Origin of the sequence: Bacillus sp. FSL M8-0025 (assembly GCF_037975475.1) — a bacterium.
Lineage (GTDB): Bacteria > Bacillota > Bacilli > Bacillales > Bacillaceae > Bacillus > Bacillus subtilis.
Map to the genome: position 1 here is coordinate 1,950,652 of NZ_CP150258.1, position 18,273 is coordinate 1,968,924.

Consider the following 18,273-nt stretch of genomic DNA (forward strand, 5'->3'; position numbering starts at 1 on the left):
TTAAAGATCTTTCACGAGATCTTCGATGCTAGATAATGCAGACAACGTTAATTCCTTATTGCTGAAATCGCTCAATGTTTTTTCGCGTGCTTTTTTCTGCGAACAATGCTCAATCGTCTCGATAAGATGCCTGTGAAAACGATCCATAAAGCACTCAATTGAGTGTTTGCTGAACACCTGGGTGTATACCGCTTTTACTTGAAGCTGTCCGTCCGTAATGAGAGCGTTGATGTCCAGCTCATACTCTCGTTCTCTCTCACCCGCTATTTCGTAACGGGGCTGGTAATATGATAATTGAAACGTTTCAGCTTCCTTCTCTTCTCTAAATTGACCGAGATAATTAAAGCTGACCTCAGGCTCTTTATGCCGCAGTTTTCCTATGTGTGTTAACAATCCGTATCCAGTTCCTTTGTTCGGTACTCTTCTCAGCATATCTTTTGTCGTCTTAATTCGGTATGCGAGCTGATCCTCGAAAGGCTCGGAAATACCCATGTCTAGCAGAATAGGATAAATGGAGGTAAACCATCCAACGGTCCTTGAAATATCAATGTTTGGCACATGCCCTTCTCTGCCGTGTCCCTCAGTGCTGATCACGATTTGGTCATGCCCTGTCCATTCAGAAAGCGCCATTCCTAAAGCCGTAAGCAAAAGTTCGTTGGCATCAGTACCATAGGCTTGCTGGGTTTCAAGCAGCAATTTTTCAGTCCAGTCTCCGGATAGTACAAATGCAGCTGCGTCGCTGTTCATTTGGAGTCTGTCCGGCACATTTTCTATGTCCTTAGGAAGAAAAGCAGTGTGAGCGTCTAAAATCGTTTGCCAATACGTTTTCTCTGAAAGCAATTGTTTACTTTCAGCTATTTGGGTAAGACCATCGGCGTAGGATAAATAAGAATCCGTTTTTGGCGGTAATTGGATTTCTTTCTTTTCTAAAGCCTGTTGATATGCTGCAGCTAAATCTTCAAGCAGAATTCTCCAAGAAATGCCATCTATCACAAGATGATGAAGTGCAATCAGCAAATGATCCCCTTCTGCCGTTTTAAACAAACCTGCTTGCAGCAAAGGCCCTTTTTCTACATTCATTTTGCTTTGAATGACGGTTTCCTCAGCGGCAAGTTTTTCATCAAGATGAGCCCTTTCCAGCGATGCTTTTGTCCAATCTGAAATATAAAGGCCAAACAGTTCATGATCCTTGTGATTGATTCCGCGATTAAACTGAATGACATGGCCGTTTTGGTCACGTTGGAAAATCATGCGAATGGCATCATGATGCTCGGTTATTTTACGCAGCGCTAGATGAAGCGCGTTAGCATTGAATCCTTTTTCACTGAAAAGCATGACGGACTGGTTGTAATGATAGTGAAAAGCATGTACCTGTCCGAAAAATCTTCGCTGAATCGGGGTGAGTTCAGCTTCACCTTCCGCAGGTCCCTGGTCCGCTTGAGATGCCAATGGTGTGATATGTCCGCATAGTTCCTGAATCGTTGAATAACGGAATAAGTCGCGTATTGTCATGCTCCAGCCTTCAGCTGCCAGACGTGCTGCCACTTGTAATGCTTTAATTGAGTCTCCGCCAAGCTCAAAAAAGGAATCGTGAATGCCGACTCGTGACATGCTCAGTACATCTTCCCATATATACGCCATCGTTTTTTGTATGTCGTTAACTGGTGCGGTATATGGACGCGATAACACATTATTTGGAGCCGGCAAGGCATTTCTGTCCAGCTTTCCGTTTAGGGTTAGCGGCATGTTTTCTAAAGGAATCAGATATGCAGGAATCATATACGCTGGCAGTTCCTTTGTTAAAGCAGCACGGAGAGCATTCGTATTGACGTCTGAAGGCACAATATATGCTGCCAAACCAGCCTGTCCATTTTTATCATGCTGAACGGCAACAGCAGCTTCTCTGACAAGCCCCGTTTGAAGCAGAACACTTTCAATTTCTTCTGTTTCAATTCTGTATCCATTTATCTTTACTTGATAATCCATTCGGCCAAGAAGCCGGATCGTTCCGTTTGGAAGCCAGCATGCTCGATCACCGGTTCTGTACAGCCTTTCTCCAGAGACAAATGGATTTTCTGTAAATTTCATTTGCGTTAAGTCAGGTTTATGATGATAGCCTTTCGCAACACCTGCCCCGCCGATGCACAGCTCGCCGGCAACACCAATCGGCTGAATTTGATCAGTCTGGCTGAGTACGTACATGTGTACATTCGGCAGCGGGCTGCCGATTGGTACGTTATCTCCCGTACACTCTCCACCCATACTGGTTTCATAGAAACTCGAATCAATGGTTGCCTCTGTGACACCATAGCTATTAATGATGCGCATGCTTTGGCCAAAGCGATCTGTCAATGTTTTGAAATCTTGAGCTTTCACCATGTCGGAACCAAGAATCAGTATGTCTAAGTCAGGAAGCTTGAATTGGTTACGGTATACATACTCCATCACCGGGATAATGAGAGCCGGTGTCGACTCCATCACCGTGATTCTCTGAGAGTTCAAGATTTTATATATTTCAGCAGGTTCCAGCCTCTTTTCATCTGAACAAACGATTAGCGTCCCGCCATTTGTCAATGATCTCGCCAAATCTCCTGAAAAGACATCGAATGAAAAGCTCGCGATTTGAAGCAGTCTGACAGGCTTCCGATCCAGTTCATAAATTTGACGCCAAGCAAGAGCAGCATGAGTAAAGTTCTGATAGGTGACAATAACACCTTTAGGCGCACCCGTCGTTCCTGACGTATAAATGATATATACCGGCTCTTCAGGAGCAGGAGATAAGTTAAGGTTGCAGTTACTTTCTTCAAAAGAGCCCTCATCGTCAAGGAAGATGTGAGACATTTTAGATTCAGGCGAGTTCGAAATCAAATGCTTCAACTCTCTCTGTAAAAGAAGAATATCTGCCCCGCTATCACGAAGAATGTATTCAATACGGGCTTTTGGATAATGTGAATCGATTGGGATATACACTCCGCCAGCTTTCATCACTGCCAGCACCCCAACAATTGCATCAATGGACCGCTTGGCTAAAACAGCCACAGTTGGCTTCGGTCCTTTTCTGTTTTGCAATGTTCGTGCCAGACTATTGGCTCTTTCATTTAGAAGGCGATAGCTAATCTCTGTTTCGTTATCAATAACAGCTATATGTTCTGGAATTTCTTCAGCTTTCGCTTCAAATATGCGATGAAAAGGAACATCTTTTCGAGCAAATTCAACCTGAGTTTTGTTAAATTCAAAAACTATTTTTTGTTTTTCTTTATCACTAAGTATGTTTATTTGTGCAAGGCTTGTTTCAGGGGTTGAAAGTGCCGCATGCAGAAATTCGATAAAATGATCAGCCCACCGTTCAATCGTAGCTTTTAGGAATACTTCTGTACTAAATTCCATTTCGCAGCAAATAGATCCATTTATTTCCGTAGCTATTAATGTGATATCAAATAAGGAAATGTGATGTGCGAAATTGGCAGGCCGGACTTTTATTTCTCTCAGATCTATGTCTTGTTTTTCCACATTTTGAAGGATAAACATCGCATCAAACACTGGATTCCGGCTCATATCCCGTGTCAATTCAAGCTTATCAACAAGCTCTTCGAACGGGTAATCTTGGTGCTCAAAGGCTTCCAATGCTGTCTCACGCACTTCTTGCAAATACTGTACGAATGGCTTCCCGCCCTCCGGGCGTGTCCGAAGCGCCAGCGTGTTCACAAACATGCCGAGTATCGGCTCAAGATCCTTGTGCGGCCGGCCGGCGATTGGCGAGCCGACGATGATATCTTCCTGTCCGCTTAAGCGTGACAAGAACGCGGTGTAAGCCGCAAGGAGCACCATGTACAATGTGCTTCCGTTTTCTCGTGCCAGCTTGTGAAGGCCTGATGCAACCTCTTGATCCAGCGTAAATGAGACCTTGTCACCCGCGAAGCTTCGCACAGGCGGGCGGGCATGATCAGCCGGAAGATCCAGCACAGGCAGCTCGTCCTCGAGCTGCTTCAGCCAGTACGCCCCCTGCGTTTTGTACGCGTCTCCTGTTTTGAATCCTTCTTGCCATACGGCATAATCTTTATATTGAATGCGCAGTTCCGGAAGCTTCCGATTATTGTACAGCTCGCCGAATTCCCGAATCAGAATGTTGACGGAAACACCGTCTGAAATGATGTGATGCATATCAACCAGCAACAGGTGCCGCTCATCTGATACCTTTACGATTTGGGCACGGAACAGCGGCGCTTGGCTGAGATCAAACGGTTTGATAAATGCGGCTGCGGCCTCCTGTTCGGTTCGTTCGCCGAGAACTGTAGTCTGTAACGTAAACGGCACCTCGTCATGGATGCGCTGCACCGGATCGCCTCCTGCGTCCTGTTCGAAGGAGGTCCGAAGCGACTCGTGGCGCTTGATCAGCTCTTTGAAAGCTCTCTCCATCCTTTCAGGGTTGAGCTTCCCTTCGAGCTCTAACACAGCCGGCATATTGTAGCCTGTCCCTCCGTCCTCCAGCTGCTGAAGGACATAAATCCGCTTTTGGGCAGAGGAAACCGGATAGGTTTCCTGTTTTTCAGCGGGCTTAATCGCTTCATATGGACTGTCCGTTCCTTCACGGATAACGGTAGCCAGTCCTTCTACTGTCGGATGGGCAAACACATCTTTTAGCGGCACCTGTACATCGAATTCTTTGGCGATCCGTGAGACAAGCGCCGTTGCTTTTAAGGAATGTCCCCCGCGGTCAAAAAAGTTGTCGTGAATCCCGACAGGGCCATTTTTCAGCACGTCCTCCCACAGCTGAGAAAGCTTCATCTCAGTCACGTTTCTCGGCGCCGTGTAGGTCTCCGCATCTGCCGCTCCGCCAGGAGCTGGCAGGGCGTTTCGGTCGAGCTTTCCGCTTGGCGTAACCGGCCACTGTTCCATCTCTATCATATAGGCTGGGACCATGTAGCCCGGCAACAGTCTCTCAAGCTGTGCACGCACTTCGTTTCTTTGGAGCCCTTCTACATAAGCGCATAATTCCGGCTCCCCGCTGTCTGTCCGTACGGTAACAGCCGCCTCTCTTACGCCTTCTATGCTTCTTAGTGCCGCTTCAATTTCTCCCGGCTCAATCCGGTAGCCGCGGATTTTTACCTGATCATCCGTGCGCCCGAGGAATTCAACATTCCCGTCAGGGAGCCAGCGCGCCACATCCCCGGTTTTGTACATGCGTTCCCCCGGGTAAAACGGGTCTTCAAGAAAACGCTCCTCCGTTAATGCCGGCCGATTCAAATAACCTCTGGCAACACCCGCTCCGGCAATGTACAGTTCGCCGGCGACACCGGAAGGCTGTACGGCTAAATGCGGATCTAAAACATACAAACGCGCACCGGGTACGGGCTTCCCAATCGGAATCCGCAAACGATCCCTGTCCCGTTCTGGATCCAATACGTAAAATGCCGCGTCTACCGTTGCTTCTGTCGGCCCGTAACCATGGATTAATGATACCTGCGGCAATACAGAAGCAAAACGGGCTGCTGTACGCGGCGCAAGCGGTTCACCTCCGGCGAATACACGCTTCAGGCTTGTCCTGTCACTCAGCCTTTCGATTTCCGCTTGATCGAGAAAGCTGTTCAGCATAGCCGGAATAAAATGAGCCGTTGTCACGTTTTCCTGATGAATGGCTTTTACGATCAATGCCGGATCTTTCTCCCAGCCGGGCGGAAGCAGATACGCCGAAGCACCGGAAAGCGACCACCAAAACAGCTGCCACACAGACGCATCAAAGGAAAAAGAGGTTTTCACCATGACAATGTCATCTTCCGAAAGCGGAAACTGGTGCTGCATGCCGGTCAGAAAGGAAACAGCCTGACGGTGCTCAACGGCCACTCCTTTCGGCTGCCCGGTAGAGCCCGATGTATAGATGACATAGGCGAGAGAACCGCCGTCAGCAGGAGTAAACTCATGGTTTTCTGCTTTTTCGCCTGCCAGAGATGTCATGTCAACTTCAAGCGTCTCTCCAGAAAAGCTCGGTGCGGAGCATCCCGGCTGTGTCAGCATGAGCGATGCCCCGCTGTCTTTCAGCATGTAGCTCAACCGCTCCTTTGGATACGCAGGATCAAGCGGCAAATACGCCCCTCCGGCCTTCAATACAGCAAGGACAGCGATCAGCATGTCAGGTGACCGTTCAGACAGGACACCGACGATACTTTCGTTTGTGACGCCGCGTGCCGCAAGGTGCGCAGCCAGCTGGCTGGCGTACATATCAAGCTCAGCGTATGTCAGCGAACCGCCTGAAAAGCGAATGGCCAGCCGCTCCGGTGTGAAAGCTGCCTGTCGCTCAAACAGCCCATGCAGGGTGAAAGCTTTAGGCGAAACAGCTTCCGTCTTGTTAAACTCATACAACAATTTTTGCTTTTCTCTTGTATTCGTCATATCTAATTCTCTTATAAAGCTGTGCGGATGGTGAAGGGCGTTTTCCAGTATGGTAAGCAGATGAGATTGTATTCGTTTAATATCCTCAAGAGAAAACAAGGTATTTTGATAGTCGAAATTTAATTGAATGGTTCCATTGTCTATCCGTTCTTGTATTTGAACTGAAAGCTCGTTCGCGGTGTATCCGCTGAAATAAAGCGCTGTTTCATAGTCAAAATCATCTGCATTATGCCACTGAAGTGGCTGATACTGCATAGATATACCGATAAGGTTGTGTAAATCCTTCTGTTCATTTCTTAATTCATTTACAAGCAAATTATAAGGAAACCGTTGATGACGCATAACAGAAAGCTGTTCCCTGCCTATTGTGCGGACAAAGGAAAGAAAATCTGTGTCAGGATCAACCGTTATTCTGATTGGAAGAGAACTAACGAACATGCCGAGCATTTCTTTTTCAGCCTTTGACCCTCTGTTGCCATAGTAGGTGCCAATGGCAAGATCTTTTTTAGAAGTGATTCGGCTGATGCATATGTAAAATGAAGCCATAAATAAGGAAATGATATTGATCTTGTGTTCTTCGCAGAAGATTCGAATCGTTTGCTCTAGATCAGGTGAAAGAATGATGGTGTCTCTGGATGCAGATGTGCTCTGTTTTTGTAAGGACGTCTGGTTGGCTAACGAGTGGTATTCCAACGGGTGCTCAAAGGTTTGCGTCCAAAATAAACGGTCCTTTGCAAACCGCGGAGATTGTAGATATTGACTCTCTTTTTCGATGTAGCTCAAGTAAGAAGGTTCCGGCTGATCAGGTAAAGGATCTTTCTTTTTCATTTTTTGATAAAGATCTATAATTTGATTTCCCATCACATTTAAAGAGATTCCATCCATTATGATATGATGGAATTTCGCAAATAGCCAAACTTCATGAGAGTCAATTCTAAGGAGGTAAAATTGATAAAGAGGCGAGTTGAACAGTTTAAATGGAATGCTCGCTTGATCCTGAATCCATTGCTCTATTTCTATCATTTCAACATTTGAAAAATCAATTATTCTAAGTGGATAATATTTATATTCAGTAAGGTGCAATCGCGGCTCAAGCTCTTCTCCTTCTAACAGCTGAAATCTGATGGCGTCGTTGCGGGAGATGGAATGATTCAGCGCTCCCTCTAGAGTATCAAGCTCAATATTGCCTTTGAATTTCACACAAGCTGTAAGATTGCAAATGCTGGTATCTGGCTCCAGCAGTTCGGTAAACCACACTCTCCTTTGGGCATGGGTTAAAGAATAAGTATGTTCGCTCAACGGATTCCCTCCAGTTCTCATAATAAGAGGATAAGAAAATGTAGAAAAAAGCAGAAAAATGACAATAAAAGAAATTATATGACTATATAATCCATATATGCACTATATTAACGGATATTTTTTAAAGTACAATAAAAAACATTAAATTTTTATAACATTTTTTTGAATATAGTATTATTTCTTTATTTTTCGTTTCTTTTTTTATCAAATTTCCGGATATAAAGTGATAAAAGTATTGTTTTACATAAGGTCTTATACACTACTTTTTAATCGGACTAATTTTCTTTTGTGCATCATTCTTCTAATTGTTGGAAGGTTCGACAAAGCGTTATTACAGACATAAAAAAACCTGTTTTCTCTTGGAAAACAGGTCTCCCGCTATTATTGATTTGCCAAAATGACAGCGATTTGATCCTCAATATCTTTTCCATCCTCTTCATCAATCAATCCATTTAGAAGAATAGAGAAAACAAGTTTTTTTCCGCTCTTTGTTTCTGCGTACCCCGATAGAGAGCTTACCGTACTGAGCGATCCGGTTTTTGCTCTTACTTTTCCTTGTGCAGGAGTGTCTTTCATGCGGTTTCTCAGCGTTCCGCCCACCATTCTGTCAGGATTGCCCGCAACAGGTAAAGAATTTAGATAAGCCGAGAACCAACTCTGATCCTGAATGTCATATAACAGCTGTGAAAGTTGATCTGAGGATACAGCATCAATATGTGAGATTCCTGATCCGTCCCTTAAGACGAGTGATTTAGAATCAACACCAAATTCCGGAAGCGTACTGTTTAACACTTCGAGCCCCTTTTCCCAGCTCCCTTCTCCTTTTTTCACTTTCCCCATCTCTTTTACGAGCACTTCGGCATGTCCGTTATTACTTAATTTCATGAACGGCACAAAAAGTTTCGATAAAGGCATTGAGCGATGAGAGAGCAGCACATCTGAAGAACTAGGTGCTTCACCCATCTTGATGTCCCCTTTCACAGTAATACCTTGTTTTTTTAGTGACTGCTTAAATAAATCTAAGGCATATCCGGCAGGCTCCCAGACAGAAATCCATTCCTTTGTCTTGTTTGCGTCAACCGGTACGCTCCCTTCAATTGTAATCGTGTTTGTTCCATGCTCTCTTTCGATTGTGAGGTCTTTCTCTGAACCGGCAGCAGTCGTTTTAGCATCGTTCTTTATCGTTATATAATCGGTTTTCGGAGAGACAGACACGGCAGGCTCTTCCCCTTCTTTTTGATTTGGGGTGACCTCAACAATCACAGTGCCTGCATCATAGTCTTCGTTTGGAGACGCTGTTAGAGCGGAGATTGGCGCGCCATAATATGTGTATTCATCGCTCCAAGGCATATCAGGTGATAATCGCATGTCATCATGCCACGTATCATCACCGATCAGATTGCCTTTAATTACTTTTACGCCGGAATGTTTCAATTTCTCAGCCATTTTGTCAAAATCAGATGGTAAAAGTGTCGGATCGCCTTTCCCTTTCAAATAAAGGTTACCATTCAGCTTTTTCCCTTTCAGTGTTCCATCCGTCCGGACCTCGGTTGTAAAAGAATAGTTCTCGCCAAGGACAGAAAGTGCCGCGGCCGCTGTCAAAAGCTTTAGAGAAGAGGCAGGCCTCATTCGGGTGTCTCCTGAATGTTCATATAGAACAGCACCTGTTTCCGCAGAGCGAACGGTGATGCCGGCCATTGCGCCTTCGAGGGCAGGATGATCAGCTAAAATCTTATCGATCTGCCCGGAAAGTGCATCTTGTTTTTCAGCGGCAAGCGCAGCCTGATGCATATAAGGCACCGAAGCAACGACGAAAAGTAGTAAAACAGCAACATAAAGCTTTATGCTTTTTTTCATTAATTTCCCCGCCTCTCTGCGCTTCATCATTGGCTATTGATGATTCAGTTCAATGGTGATACTGCTTTTAGCTGTCGTTTCTTCTCCCGGCTCCAGCACTTGTAAACCAGTGAGTGACGAAGGTAAATCAAGATTCACAGCGTTTGTCACCCATGTGTAAGGCTCAGGGCATAAATACCCTTGTTTTCCGTCCGCATTGTATACAACCCAATGTTTAAACTGTTCATCTGCCTTATAAATAATGCTGATATGTGCATGCTGATGATAAATGACTGCCTGGTTTTCTCCGCCCCTCTTCTGATAAGAAGATAAAAAGACATCATCCAGCTGCTTGTGGCGCAAATCCATTCCTTCATGCAAAGCTTCTTTATTCGGTACATCCATCAGTTTCCCGGTCGGCAGCAGGCGTTCATCCAACTCCCATTGCTGATCTGCTGTCAGGGAGAATAACGAGCTTTCTGCCGGAAACACAAATGTAGTATGATAACCAATTCCCCAAGGAAACGCTTCCTTTCCTTTGTTCATGACCGTCGCATGTTTAAATAGGGTATTCCCCTTGATCGTGTATGTCATCCGAACGACGGCATGATGAGGAAATTGATTCTGCACATGGGGAAGCTCAGAAAGATCAATTTCTGTTTCAACAATCACTCCTTCATCAGTTTTCTTCGTGGTCACGACATTCCACTTTTCATGGTAAAGAAACCCATGAAGATGGTTGTGTTTATCCTTCTCGTTGATATCAAAATGATACGTTCTGCCCCGGAAACTGAATGTACCGTCACTTATGCGGTTAGGCGGGAACAGGATTGGAATGCCATACAATGTTGGTGTGTCGTGAAAACTTTCTACTGTTTCCGGTTCACGCAAAAGCTGGACATTTGTTGTTTTGTCCACGAGAGAAATGACGTTGCTCCCCCACTCAGGGACAACAATCATTTCTAGATGTTCGTTGCCCGCTTTGATGGCCGGCGTTCCCAAATACGTGATTTTCTCAATAAAGTTTGCCATGTTTACTCAACCTCTCCTTGATTCATTGCTAGTATAAGAATTCAATGTACTGTGCCATATTTCCTCCATTTTATATTTTCCCCTATCAAATAAAAAAACACCGTTCAAACTTATGAACGGTGTGATTCGGAGGCTATTGGATGAGACGTGTGATTTGTTTCTTTTTCCAGACGAATTGATAATACCCATAAATCAACAGCAAGCTGACGGCAAACGCAGCTGGATAACCAACCCAGACGCCGAGTATTTCAAGCTTTGTATAGTGAGAAAGGACGAAAGCGACAGGCACCTCTACTCCCCAGATTGCAAAAATACTGATGACGGTCGGCCATAAAACCGTTCCGCTTGCCCGCATCGTTGCAGAAATAATTTGGGCATTTCCAAACAGCAAATAGCTCCACAATGTAATCATCAAAAGACGGTGCGCAATGTAAAGCGTCTCTTGCTCGGTTAAAAATAACGATAAAATCTGATGTGAAAAAACATAGATCAGAATGATCAGTACGCCGCCAATGATATAATTCAGCCAAATCCCAACGCGAATGACCTGCTTTAAGCGGTCAGACTCGTTTGCTCCGATCGATTGCGCAGCGAAAATAGAAACCGCAATACCAAGGCTGACGGCCGGCATCTGTACATAGCTGGCCACCTGGTTGACCACTCCGTATGCAGCTGTTGCATTAGAGCCGTAATGATTGACGAATGAAATAACCGCTATCTCTGATAATGAGACAAGAATCATATTGATGCTTGCTGGGACCCCAAGACGCAGCAGGAGAACCAGCAGTTCCTTATCCATTTTCAAATAACGGCGCACTGTTTTATCAAATTGCAGCGGGTGTTTTCGCTTTCGTAAATACACCATTAACACGAGAAAAGTCGCAATCGTGGAAATGACAGTTGCATATGCCGAGCCGTATATGCCCAGTTTCGGAAAACCAAACATGCCAAGGATTAAAACAGGCAAAAGCGCGATGTTGATAATCGTGCTCACAATCAGCGTATAAAACGGTGTCTTGGAATCTCCTGTTCCGCGCAAAAAGGTAGTATATGCAAAATATAAAAACATAAACGGCATAGCATAAAATAAAATACGTGCATAGTTAGCGCTGACATGAATGACATTTTCAGGTGTTCCCATTAAACGAAGGATATCCAGGGTGAAAATACTGCCGATAACGGCTAACACAACGCCTAATAAAAATGTAAACGTGAGCGTCGTCCCGACAACAGCCTTTAGCCGTTCCTCATTTTTCGCTCCGTAAGCTTGTCCGATCAGAATCGAACTTCCTGAACCGATCCCAATCGTAAATGAGATTAAAAGAAAAAATAACGGGAAAAAGGATGATACAGCTGCCACTGCATCAACACCGAGCCATCTGCCTACAGCCATCATCCCGACTAGCTGGCCGACTGATTGCAGCACATTGCTCAGCAGAAGCGGCACTAAAAAGAGTGACATCGACCGCCAAACTGATGGTTTGCTTTTCTTTTGAGTTACAAGAGGTTCTTGTGATGTTTCCATATTAAAGGACTCCTTTATTTGAAATCGTTTTTAAACATGCCCTCATTTTTTGACAAAAACAGGATATGTAACATGTTATTATTCATCACTTCACATATGAAACCCTTCCCGATTCTTCTAATTTTACACATCTTTTTAGCTTATGAAGAATAAACTAGCAAGTAATGGCGTATTTTTTGTGAGTAAAAGAATAAAAAATAATTTATGCAAAAGTATTGTAATCTATCCGTAATTATTGTAACATTTGTAACATAAGAGAAAGAGATTTTGAAGGAGAGAGCGATAATGAAAAAATGTCTTCTATTTCTAACAACCATTGCACTTATTCTGTCATTAAGCACAAATGCATTTGCGAAAAATACATCAGGCGATTTATCACAAAAACAAGCATTACAGTTGGCATTATCCGCTAGAGAACATTTTTGGAACACCATGAGCGGCCACAATCCGAAGGTGAAAAAAGCTGTTTGCCCATCAGGCACATTCGAGTATCAAAATCTTCAATATGTATACATGTGCAGTGATCTAGGCACTAAAGCAAAAGCGGTGAATTACTTAACTCCTATTTTTACAAAAACAGCAATCGAAAAAGGCTTTAAAGATTATCATTTCACTGTTTCAAAAGGAAAACTTGCTGTTCCAATCGGTGACGGAGACAATCTTTTGAATTGGAAAAAATCAACTGCTAAACTGATCTCTAAAAAAGGCAGCACAATCACATACGAATTTACCGTCCCTACATTAGACGGATCCCCTTCTGCAAAACGGAAAGTGACATTTGTGAAAGAAAATAAAAAATGGAAAGTCAATCAATTTGACGCAGTTATATAAGAAAAACGCCCGGGATAAGCGGGCGTTTTTTATTTGGTCTGCATAAAGAAAGACAACAGGCGAAAAGTGCCTGTTGTCTTTTTGTGAATATAACGCTCTAGGAGAGATTCGAACTCCCGACCTGCAGTTTAGGAAACTGCTGCACTATCCGCTGTGCTACTAGAGCTTTTGGTATTTATATAGTAGCTCTGATGATCAATATTTTCAAGCGATTTGTATTAAAGCCCTCCAAAAACCTTATATGCGGCTCTAGTTGTATCTTCATCAATACCGATATACCGCATTGTAATTGATGGTGATGAATGATTCAGTATTCTCTGCAGCTCGGCGATGTCTTTCGTTCGCTGATAAAAATGATAGCCAAACGTTTTCCGGAGTGTATGCGTCCCTATCTCCTCAAGTCCGCACGCCGCAGCGGCCTCTCTTAAAATTCTGTAGGCCTGAATGCGGGAAATCGGCTTCCTGGTCCGCACTGATTTAAAAAGATATTCGTTTTCCTTCATGTCTTTCGTATACTCGTATATTTCCTGTTTCAGCGATTCTAAAATAAGAATCTTTCTTTTCTTTTTCGTTTTGCTTTCAGTCGCCCATAAATGATCTTTATTTTGAACGTCCTTCACTTGCAGCGGCAGAATATCAGAAATGCGGAGCGCGCTGTTGATGCCGAAAATAAACAGAAAATAATCCCGCTTGTTTTTGTTAAGCAAATACTGTTTGACTTCTTGGATTTTCTCTAGACTGCGAATCGGCTGTACAATATGCATCAAAAAACTCCTTAAAAACCGTTATGTAACGTTTTGAGGTCTATGTTACTATTATAGCTGAAAAACGTTGAATGTCAAAGTGCGGCGGCGTTTATGTAACATAATATACATAGTGTTACATAAGCTTTTAAAAAAGCTTCTTCCAACCTTCACCCTATAAAATAAGCTTTAAAGCCTCTTATAAAGCTTTTAACCTCTTGGATACTTATCCCCCTACTAATCATCAAAAAACCTCTTAAAACGAAATCTGACACTCCTAATTTTCTAGAGCTTCCGCAAAAATATACAAAAAAAGACACAATTTCAAATTGTGTCCTAATCCTCATCCTTTACATCAATATCTTCCGGGATTGGTTCATTTAATATTTCCTGCACAAGTGCTTTGTAATTCTCCAGCTGTTCGAGATGCGTTTTGAACTGCTCTTTATAAATCAAAAATTGCTCTCCGTCATGAACGGCTCTGATTTTCCCTTCGAGCACCAAGCTTTTAATATAATCCTCTGAAAGATTTGTATATTCTGCTGTTTCTTCAATCGTTAAATACATATAGCAGTCCCTTCTTAATCCGTATGCTGATTCTAATATAGCACATGGCTCATATCAATATAATCAATTTTGCACAGAAAAACGGCATTATGCACTATATAATATACCATTTGTCACTTGTGAAAACGCTGTAATTTTTTTACGCTAAGATTGTAACAATACAGCTTCATATAGGAGGGAGAACATGAAAAGAACGTGGAACGTCTGTTTAACAGCTCTGCTTAGTGTTCTGTTAGTCGCTGGAAGTGTCCCTTTTCACGCGGAAGCTAAAAAACCGCCCAAAAGCTACGATGAGTACAAACAAGTAGATGTTGGAAAAGACGGCATGGTTGCGACCGCACATCCTCTTGCTTCTGAAATCGGTGCTGATGTGCTGAAAAAAGGAGGAAATGCTATTGACGCAGCGGTTGCCATTCAATTTGCACTCAATGTAACAGAGCCGATGATGTCAGGTATTGGCGGCGGCGGTTTTATGATGGTGTATGACGGAAAAACGAAGGATACAACGATAATCGACAGCCGTGAGCGTGCTCCAGCAGGCGCAACTCCTGATATGTTTCTGGACGAAAACGGCAAAGCAATTCCTTTCTCTGAACGTGTAACAAAAGGTACTGCCGTTGGTGTTCCAGGCACTCTGAAAGGGCTGGAAGAAGCCTTGGATAAATGGGGAACCCGTTCGATGAAGCAATTAATTACCCCTTCTATTAAACTCGCTGAAAAAGGCTTTCCGATTGATTCGGTGTTGGCAGAGGCCATTTCTGATTATCAGGAAAAGCTTTCACGGACTGCCGCAAAAGATGTATTTTTACCAAATGGCGAACCGCTTAAAGAAGGAGATACCCTTATTCAAAAGGATTTGGCTAAAACATTTAAGCTTATTCGCTCCAAAGGCACTGACGCTTTTTATAAAGGAAAATTCGCCAAGACGCTTTCTGACACTGTCCAGGATTTCGGCGGATCAATGACAGAAAAAGATTTAGAAAATTACGACATTACAATTGATGAACCGATTTGGGGAGACTATCAAGGCTATCAAATCGCTACTACTCCTCCTCCAAGCTCCGGCGGTATTTTCTTATTGCAAATGCTAAAAATCCTTGATGATTTTAACCTTTCACAATACGATGTCCGCTCATGGGAAAAATATCAGCTGCTTGCTGAAACGATGCATTTGTCATATGCCGACCGTGCGTCTTATGCAGGTGATCCCGAATTTGTAAATGTTCCTCTCAAAGGCCTGCTTCACCCCGATTATATTAAAGAACGCCAGCAATTAATCAACCTAGATCAAGTGAATAAAAAACCGAAAGCCGGTGACCCTTGGAAATACCAAGAAGGATCAGCAAACTATAAACAAGTTGAACAGCCGAAAGACAAAGTAGAAGGCCAAACAACCCACTTTACAGTTGCTGATCGATGGGGAAATGTTGTTTCTTATACAACAACAATCGAACAGTTGTTTGGAACGGGTATTATGGTCCCTGATTACGGTGTCATCCTAAACAATGAATTAACGGATTTTGATGCGATACCAGGCGGAGCTAACGAAGTACAGCCAAACAAACGGCCTTTAAGCAGCATGACCCCGACGATTTTATTTAAGGATGACAAGCCTGTCCTCACTGTTGGATCTCCTGGCGGGGCTACAATTATTTCATCCGTTTTGCAAACCATTCTCTACCACATTGAATATGGTATGGAATTAAAAGCAGCTGTTGAAGAGCCGAGAATTTACACAAACAGTATGAGCTCTTACCGTTACGAAGACGGAATTCCTAAAGATGTCCTCAGCAAGCTAAACGGGATGGGCCACAAATTCGGCACAAGTCCGGTGGATATCGGAAACGTGCAAAGCATATCGATCGACCATGAAAACGGCACCTTTAAAGGTGTAGCTGATTCAAGCAGAAACGGAGCGGCGATCGGCATTAATTTAAAACGTAAATAAATTAAAAAACTGTACTCGCTTCAAATGAGTACAGTTTTTTCATGCAGATCTTTAAAATAAAAACTGACAAACGTCTTTATTCTGCTAATGCACGTCTATCTTCATCTTTTCATTTCGTTTATCTCATCAAGAAATGTCTGAAACGCACTCGTAATAAAAAAGTCTTTCCTGTATATAAAGACGATCTCTAAGTCTTGATATGCTGGTGGCAATTGATGAATCCATACATTTGTACGATGCTCGGAGCAGTCAACAGCGGACTTTGGGAGCAGCGCCGTACCCATCCCAGCGGAAACACCTTTTATAATAGCCTCCAATGTGCCAAACTCTATGATTTTTTGATTGTGTATGTCTGCTTCCTCTAGTAATCTTTTGACCCTGTCACGATGAGAACAGCCAGCCCCAAAAAAGAGCATCGGCTGCTGAAGCATGTCTTCTGCCGTCCCTTCTCGTGATGAAATCAAAACTAATTCATCATGGGAGACATGGAGTTGTCTAACTGCAGCGTGCTCAACCGGCCCATATACAAAAGCGCCATCAACTTTATGATCAAGAACCTGTTGAATCAAATGATGCGTATCAGCTGTGTTCACTGATAAATCCACTTCAGGAAAACGCCTGAGGAAGGATGCTGCATGCTCAGGCAGATGCGTTACCGCCATTGTTTCCAGTGATCCGATCCGCAAAGGCCCTTTTGGTTGCCTGCTCATTCGGGTCGATTTTTCAGCTTGGTCTAACAGCGATAATACTTGATCTGCATATTGTAAAAGATTTTCTCCTGCAGCAGTCAGCTTCATTCCCCGATTCGTTCGATGAAAAAGCCTGATATTCAAATCTTCCTCAAGGTTATGCACTCTGGCTGTCACATTCGACTGAACATAATTCAGCATTTGGGCTGCTTTCGTTATGCTTCCTTCGCGAGCAACAGCCTGAAAAATCTTTAAATCTCCGCTTTCCACGCGCTCTCACCTGCTTGCTATGATGAAAAGTGATATTGGCTATCATATTTGTTCATTTTACTCGAAGAAAACCGCTATGTAAAATATGTAAAGATATGAAAATACAATTAATGAGGAGGCAGACAGCATGAAAGCTGTAATTCACAACGGAAAAGCCGGTCTTCTGGGGTTATCAGTTCAGGACGTTCCATCAACAAAGCCTGGATACGGAGAGGTAAAGGTTAAATTAAAATCTGCAGGCCTGAATCATCGTGACTTGTTTCTTATGAAAAACAAATCTGAACAAGATCCTCACATGATACTGGGTTCTGACGGCGCGGGTATCATCGAAGAGATTGGTGAAGGCGTGAAAAATGTTACTGTTCAGACAGAAGTAGTCATTTTCCCGACATTGAACTGGAATTTGACAGAAAATGTTCCACCTGTACCTGAGATTCTGGGAGGTCCTTCGGACGGAACACTTGCTGAATATGTGATCATTCCTTCACAAAATGCAATCAAAAAACCTGCTTATTTATCTTGGGAAGAAGCGGGCGTTTTACCTTTATCCGCTTTAACTGCATATCGGGCTCTGTTTACAAAGGGGCAATTAAAAAAAGGCGAGCATCTATTGATACCCGGCATCGGCAGCGGTGTAGCAACCTACGCTTTATTTATGGCTAAGGCGATTGGGGCAACAGTAAGCGTGACCTCCCGCAGTGAGGAGAAAAGAAAAAAGGCGCTGAAATTAGGTGCTGATTACGCATTTGACAGCTACAGCAATTGGGATGAGCAGTTGCAGGGAAAAAAGGCGGATGTTGTTCTTGACAGCATAGGACCTGCCCTCTTTTCGGAATACTTCCGCCATGTAAAACCAAATGGCCGTATTGTCAGCTTTGGGGCAAGCTCAGGGGATAATCTCAGTTTTCCGGTGCGTTCTCTATTCTTTCCTCAGGTCAATGTTTTGGGAACCTCGATGGGAAGCGGTGAGGAATTTCAAGCTATGCTCGCTTTCATTGACAAACATAAGCTGCGGCCTGTAATTGACCGGATATATCCTTTAGAAAAAGCATGTGAAGCATATAAAAGAATGCAGGAAGGCAGACAGTTTGGAAACATCGGGATCGTAATGGAATAAAAAAAGAAACCGGCTGGCAGCCAGACCGG

10 protein-coding genes and 1 tRNA gene are annotated in these 18,273 nt (G+C 43.6%); 3 read left to right on the plus strand and 8 right to left on the minus strand.

The window, feature by feature from the left end; translation table 11 throughout:
• From ppsA to MKX38_RS09775, 4 genes are all read right to left on the minus strand, one after another.
• Positions 1–7,686 carry a plipastatin non-ribosomal peptide synthetase PpsA gene (gene ppsA, locus MKX38_RS09760; protein WP_339189307.1) on the minus strand — a complete coding sequence of 2,562 codons (7,686 nt, stop codon included), beginning with the start codon at positions 7,684–7,686 and terminating at the stop codon, positions 1–3.
• Positions 7,687–8,067: 381 nt separating this feature from the next.
• Positions 8,068–9,543 carry a D-alanyl-D-alanine carboxypeptidase/D-alanyl-D-alanine-endopeptidase gene (gene dacB / locus MKX38_RS09765; RefSeq protein WP_339176614.1) on the minus strand — a complete coding sequence of 492 codons (1,476 nt, stop codon included), beginning with the start codon at positions 9,541–9,543 and terminating at the stop codon, positions 8,068–8,070.
• A 33-nt stretch (positions 9,544–9,576) separates the two neighbouring features.
• Positions 9,577–10,554, minus strand: a complete 978-nt coding sequence (gene galM, locus MKX38_RS09770; RefSeq protein ID WP_029727240.1) for an aldose 1-epimerase — start codon at positions 10,552–10,554, stop codon at positions 9,577–9,579.
• A 133-nt stretch (positions 10,555–10,687) separates the two neighbouring features.
• Complete coding sequence (locus tag MKX38_RS09775; RefSeq protein WP_339189310.1) at positions 10,688–12,079, minus strand: MATE family efflux transporter; 1,392 nt, start codon at positions 12,077–12,079, stop codon at positions 10,688–10,690.
• A gap of 285 nt (positions 12,080–12,364) precedes the next feature.
• Here MKX38_RS09775 and iseA point away from each other — a divergent pair, with 285 nt between their 5' ends.
• The gene (gene iseA, locus MKX38_RS09780) at positions 12,365–12,910 is read left to right on the plus strand and encodes a DL-endopeptidase inhibitor IseA (protein WP_004399558.1); all 546 of its coding nucleotides are present in this window, start codon (positions 12,365–12,367) and stop codon (positions 12,908–12,910) included.
• A gap of 93 nt (positions 12,911–13,003) precedes the next feature.
• Here the strand turns inward: iseA and MKX38_RS09785 are convergent.
• The 3 genes from MKX38_RS09785 to MKX38_RS09795 all read right to left on the minus strand — a co-directional run bounded on the left by MKX38_RS09785 (position 13,004) and on the right by MKX38_RS09795 (position 14,220).
• Positions 13,004–13,076: transfer RNA gene (locus tag MKX38_RS09785), tRNA-Arg, on the minus strand.
• Between the two features lie 52 nt (positions 13,077–13,128).
• A complete protein-coding gene (locus tag MKX38_RS09790; RefSeq protein ID WP_003231473.1) occupies positions 13,129–13,674 on the minus strand; it encodes a site-specific integrase in 546 nt (181 codons plus the stop codon).
• A gap of 315 nt (positions 13,675–13,989) precedes the next feature.
• Complete coding sequence (locus tag MKX38_RS09795; RefSeq protein ID WP_003231472.1) at positions 13,990–14,220, minus strand: excisionase family DNA-binding protein; 231 nt, start codon at positions 14,218–14,220, stop codon at positions 13,990–13,992.
• Between the two features lie 184 nt (positions 14,221–14,404).
• Here MKX38_RS09795 and ggt point away from each other — a divergent pair, with 184 nt between their 5' ends.
• Positions 14,405–16,168: a gamma-glutamyltransferase gene (gene ggt / locus MKX38_RS09800; protein WP_339189311.1), complete on the plus strand. Its 1,764-nt coding sequence runs from the start codon at positions 14,405–14,407 to the stop codon at positions 16,166–16,168.
• Between the two features lie 101 nt (positions 16,169–16,269).
• On the opposite strand, the gene yofA is transcribed toward ggt, so the two are convergent.
• On the minus strand, positions 16,270–17,127 hold the full coding sequence (gene yofA / locus MKX38_RS09805) for a LysR family transcriptional regulator YofA (protein ID WP_339189313.1): 858 nt from the start codon (positions 17,125–17,127) through the stop codon (positions 16,270–16,272).
• Between the two features lie 127 nt (positions 17,128–17,254).
• Here yofA and MKX38_RS09810 point away from each other — a divergent pair, with 127 nt between their 5' ends.
• Positions 17,255–18,244: a zinc-binding dehydrogenase gene (locus tag MKX38_RS09810; protein WP_069322618.1), complete on the plus strand. Its 990-nt coding sequence runs from the start codon at positions 17,255–17,257 to the stop codon at positions 18,242–18,244.
• Positions 18,245–18,273: the final 29 nt, after the last annotated feature.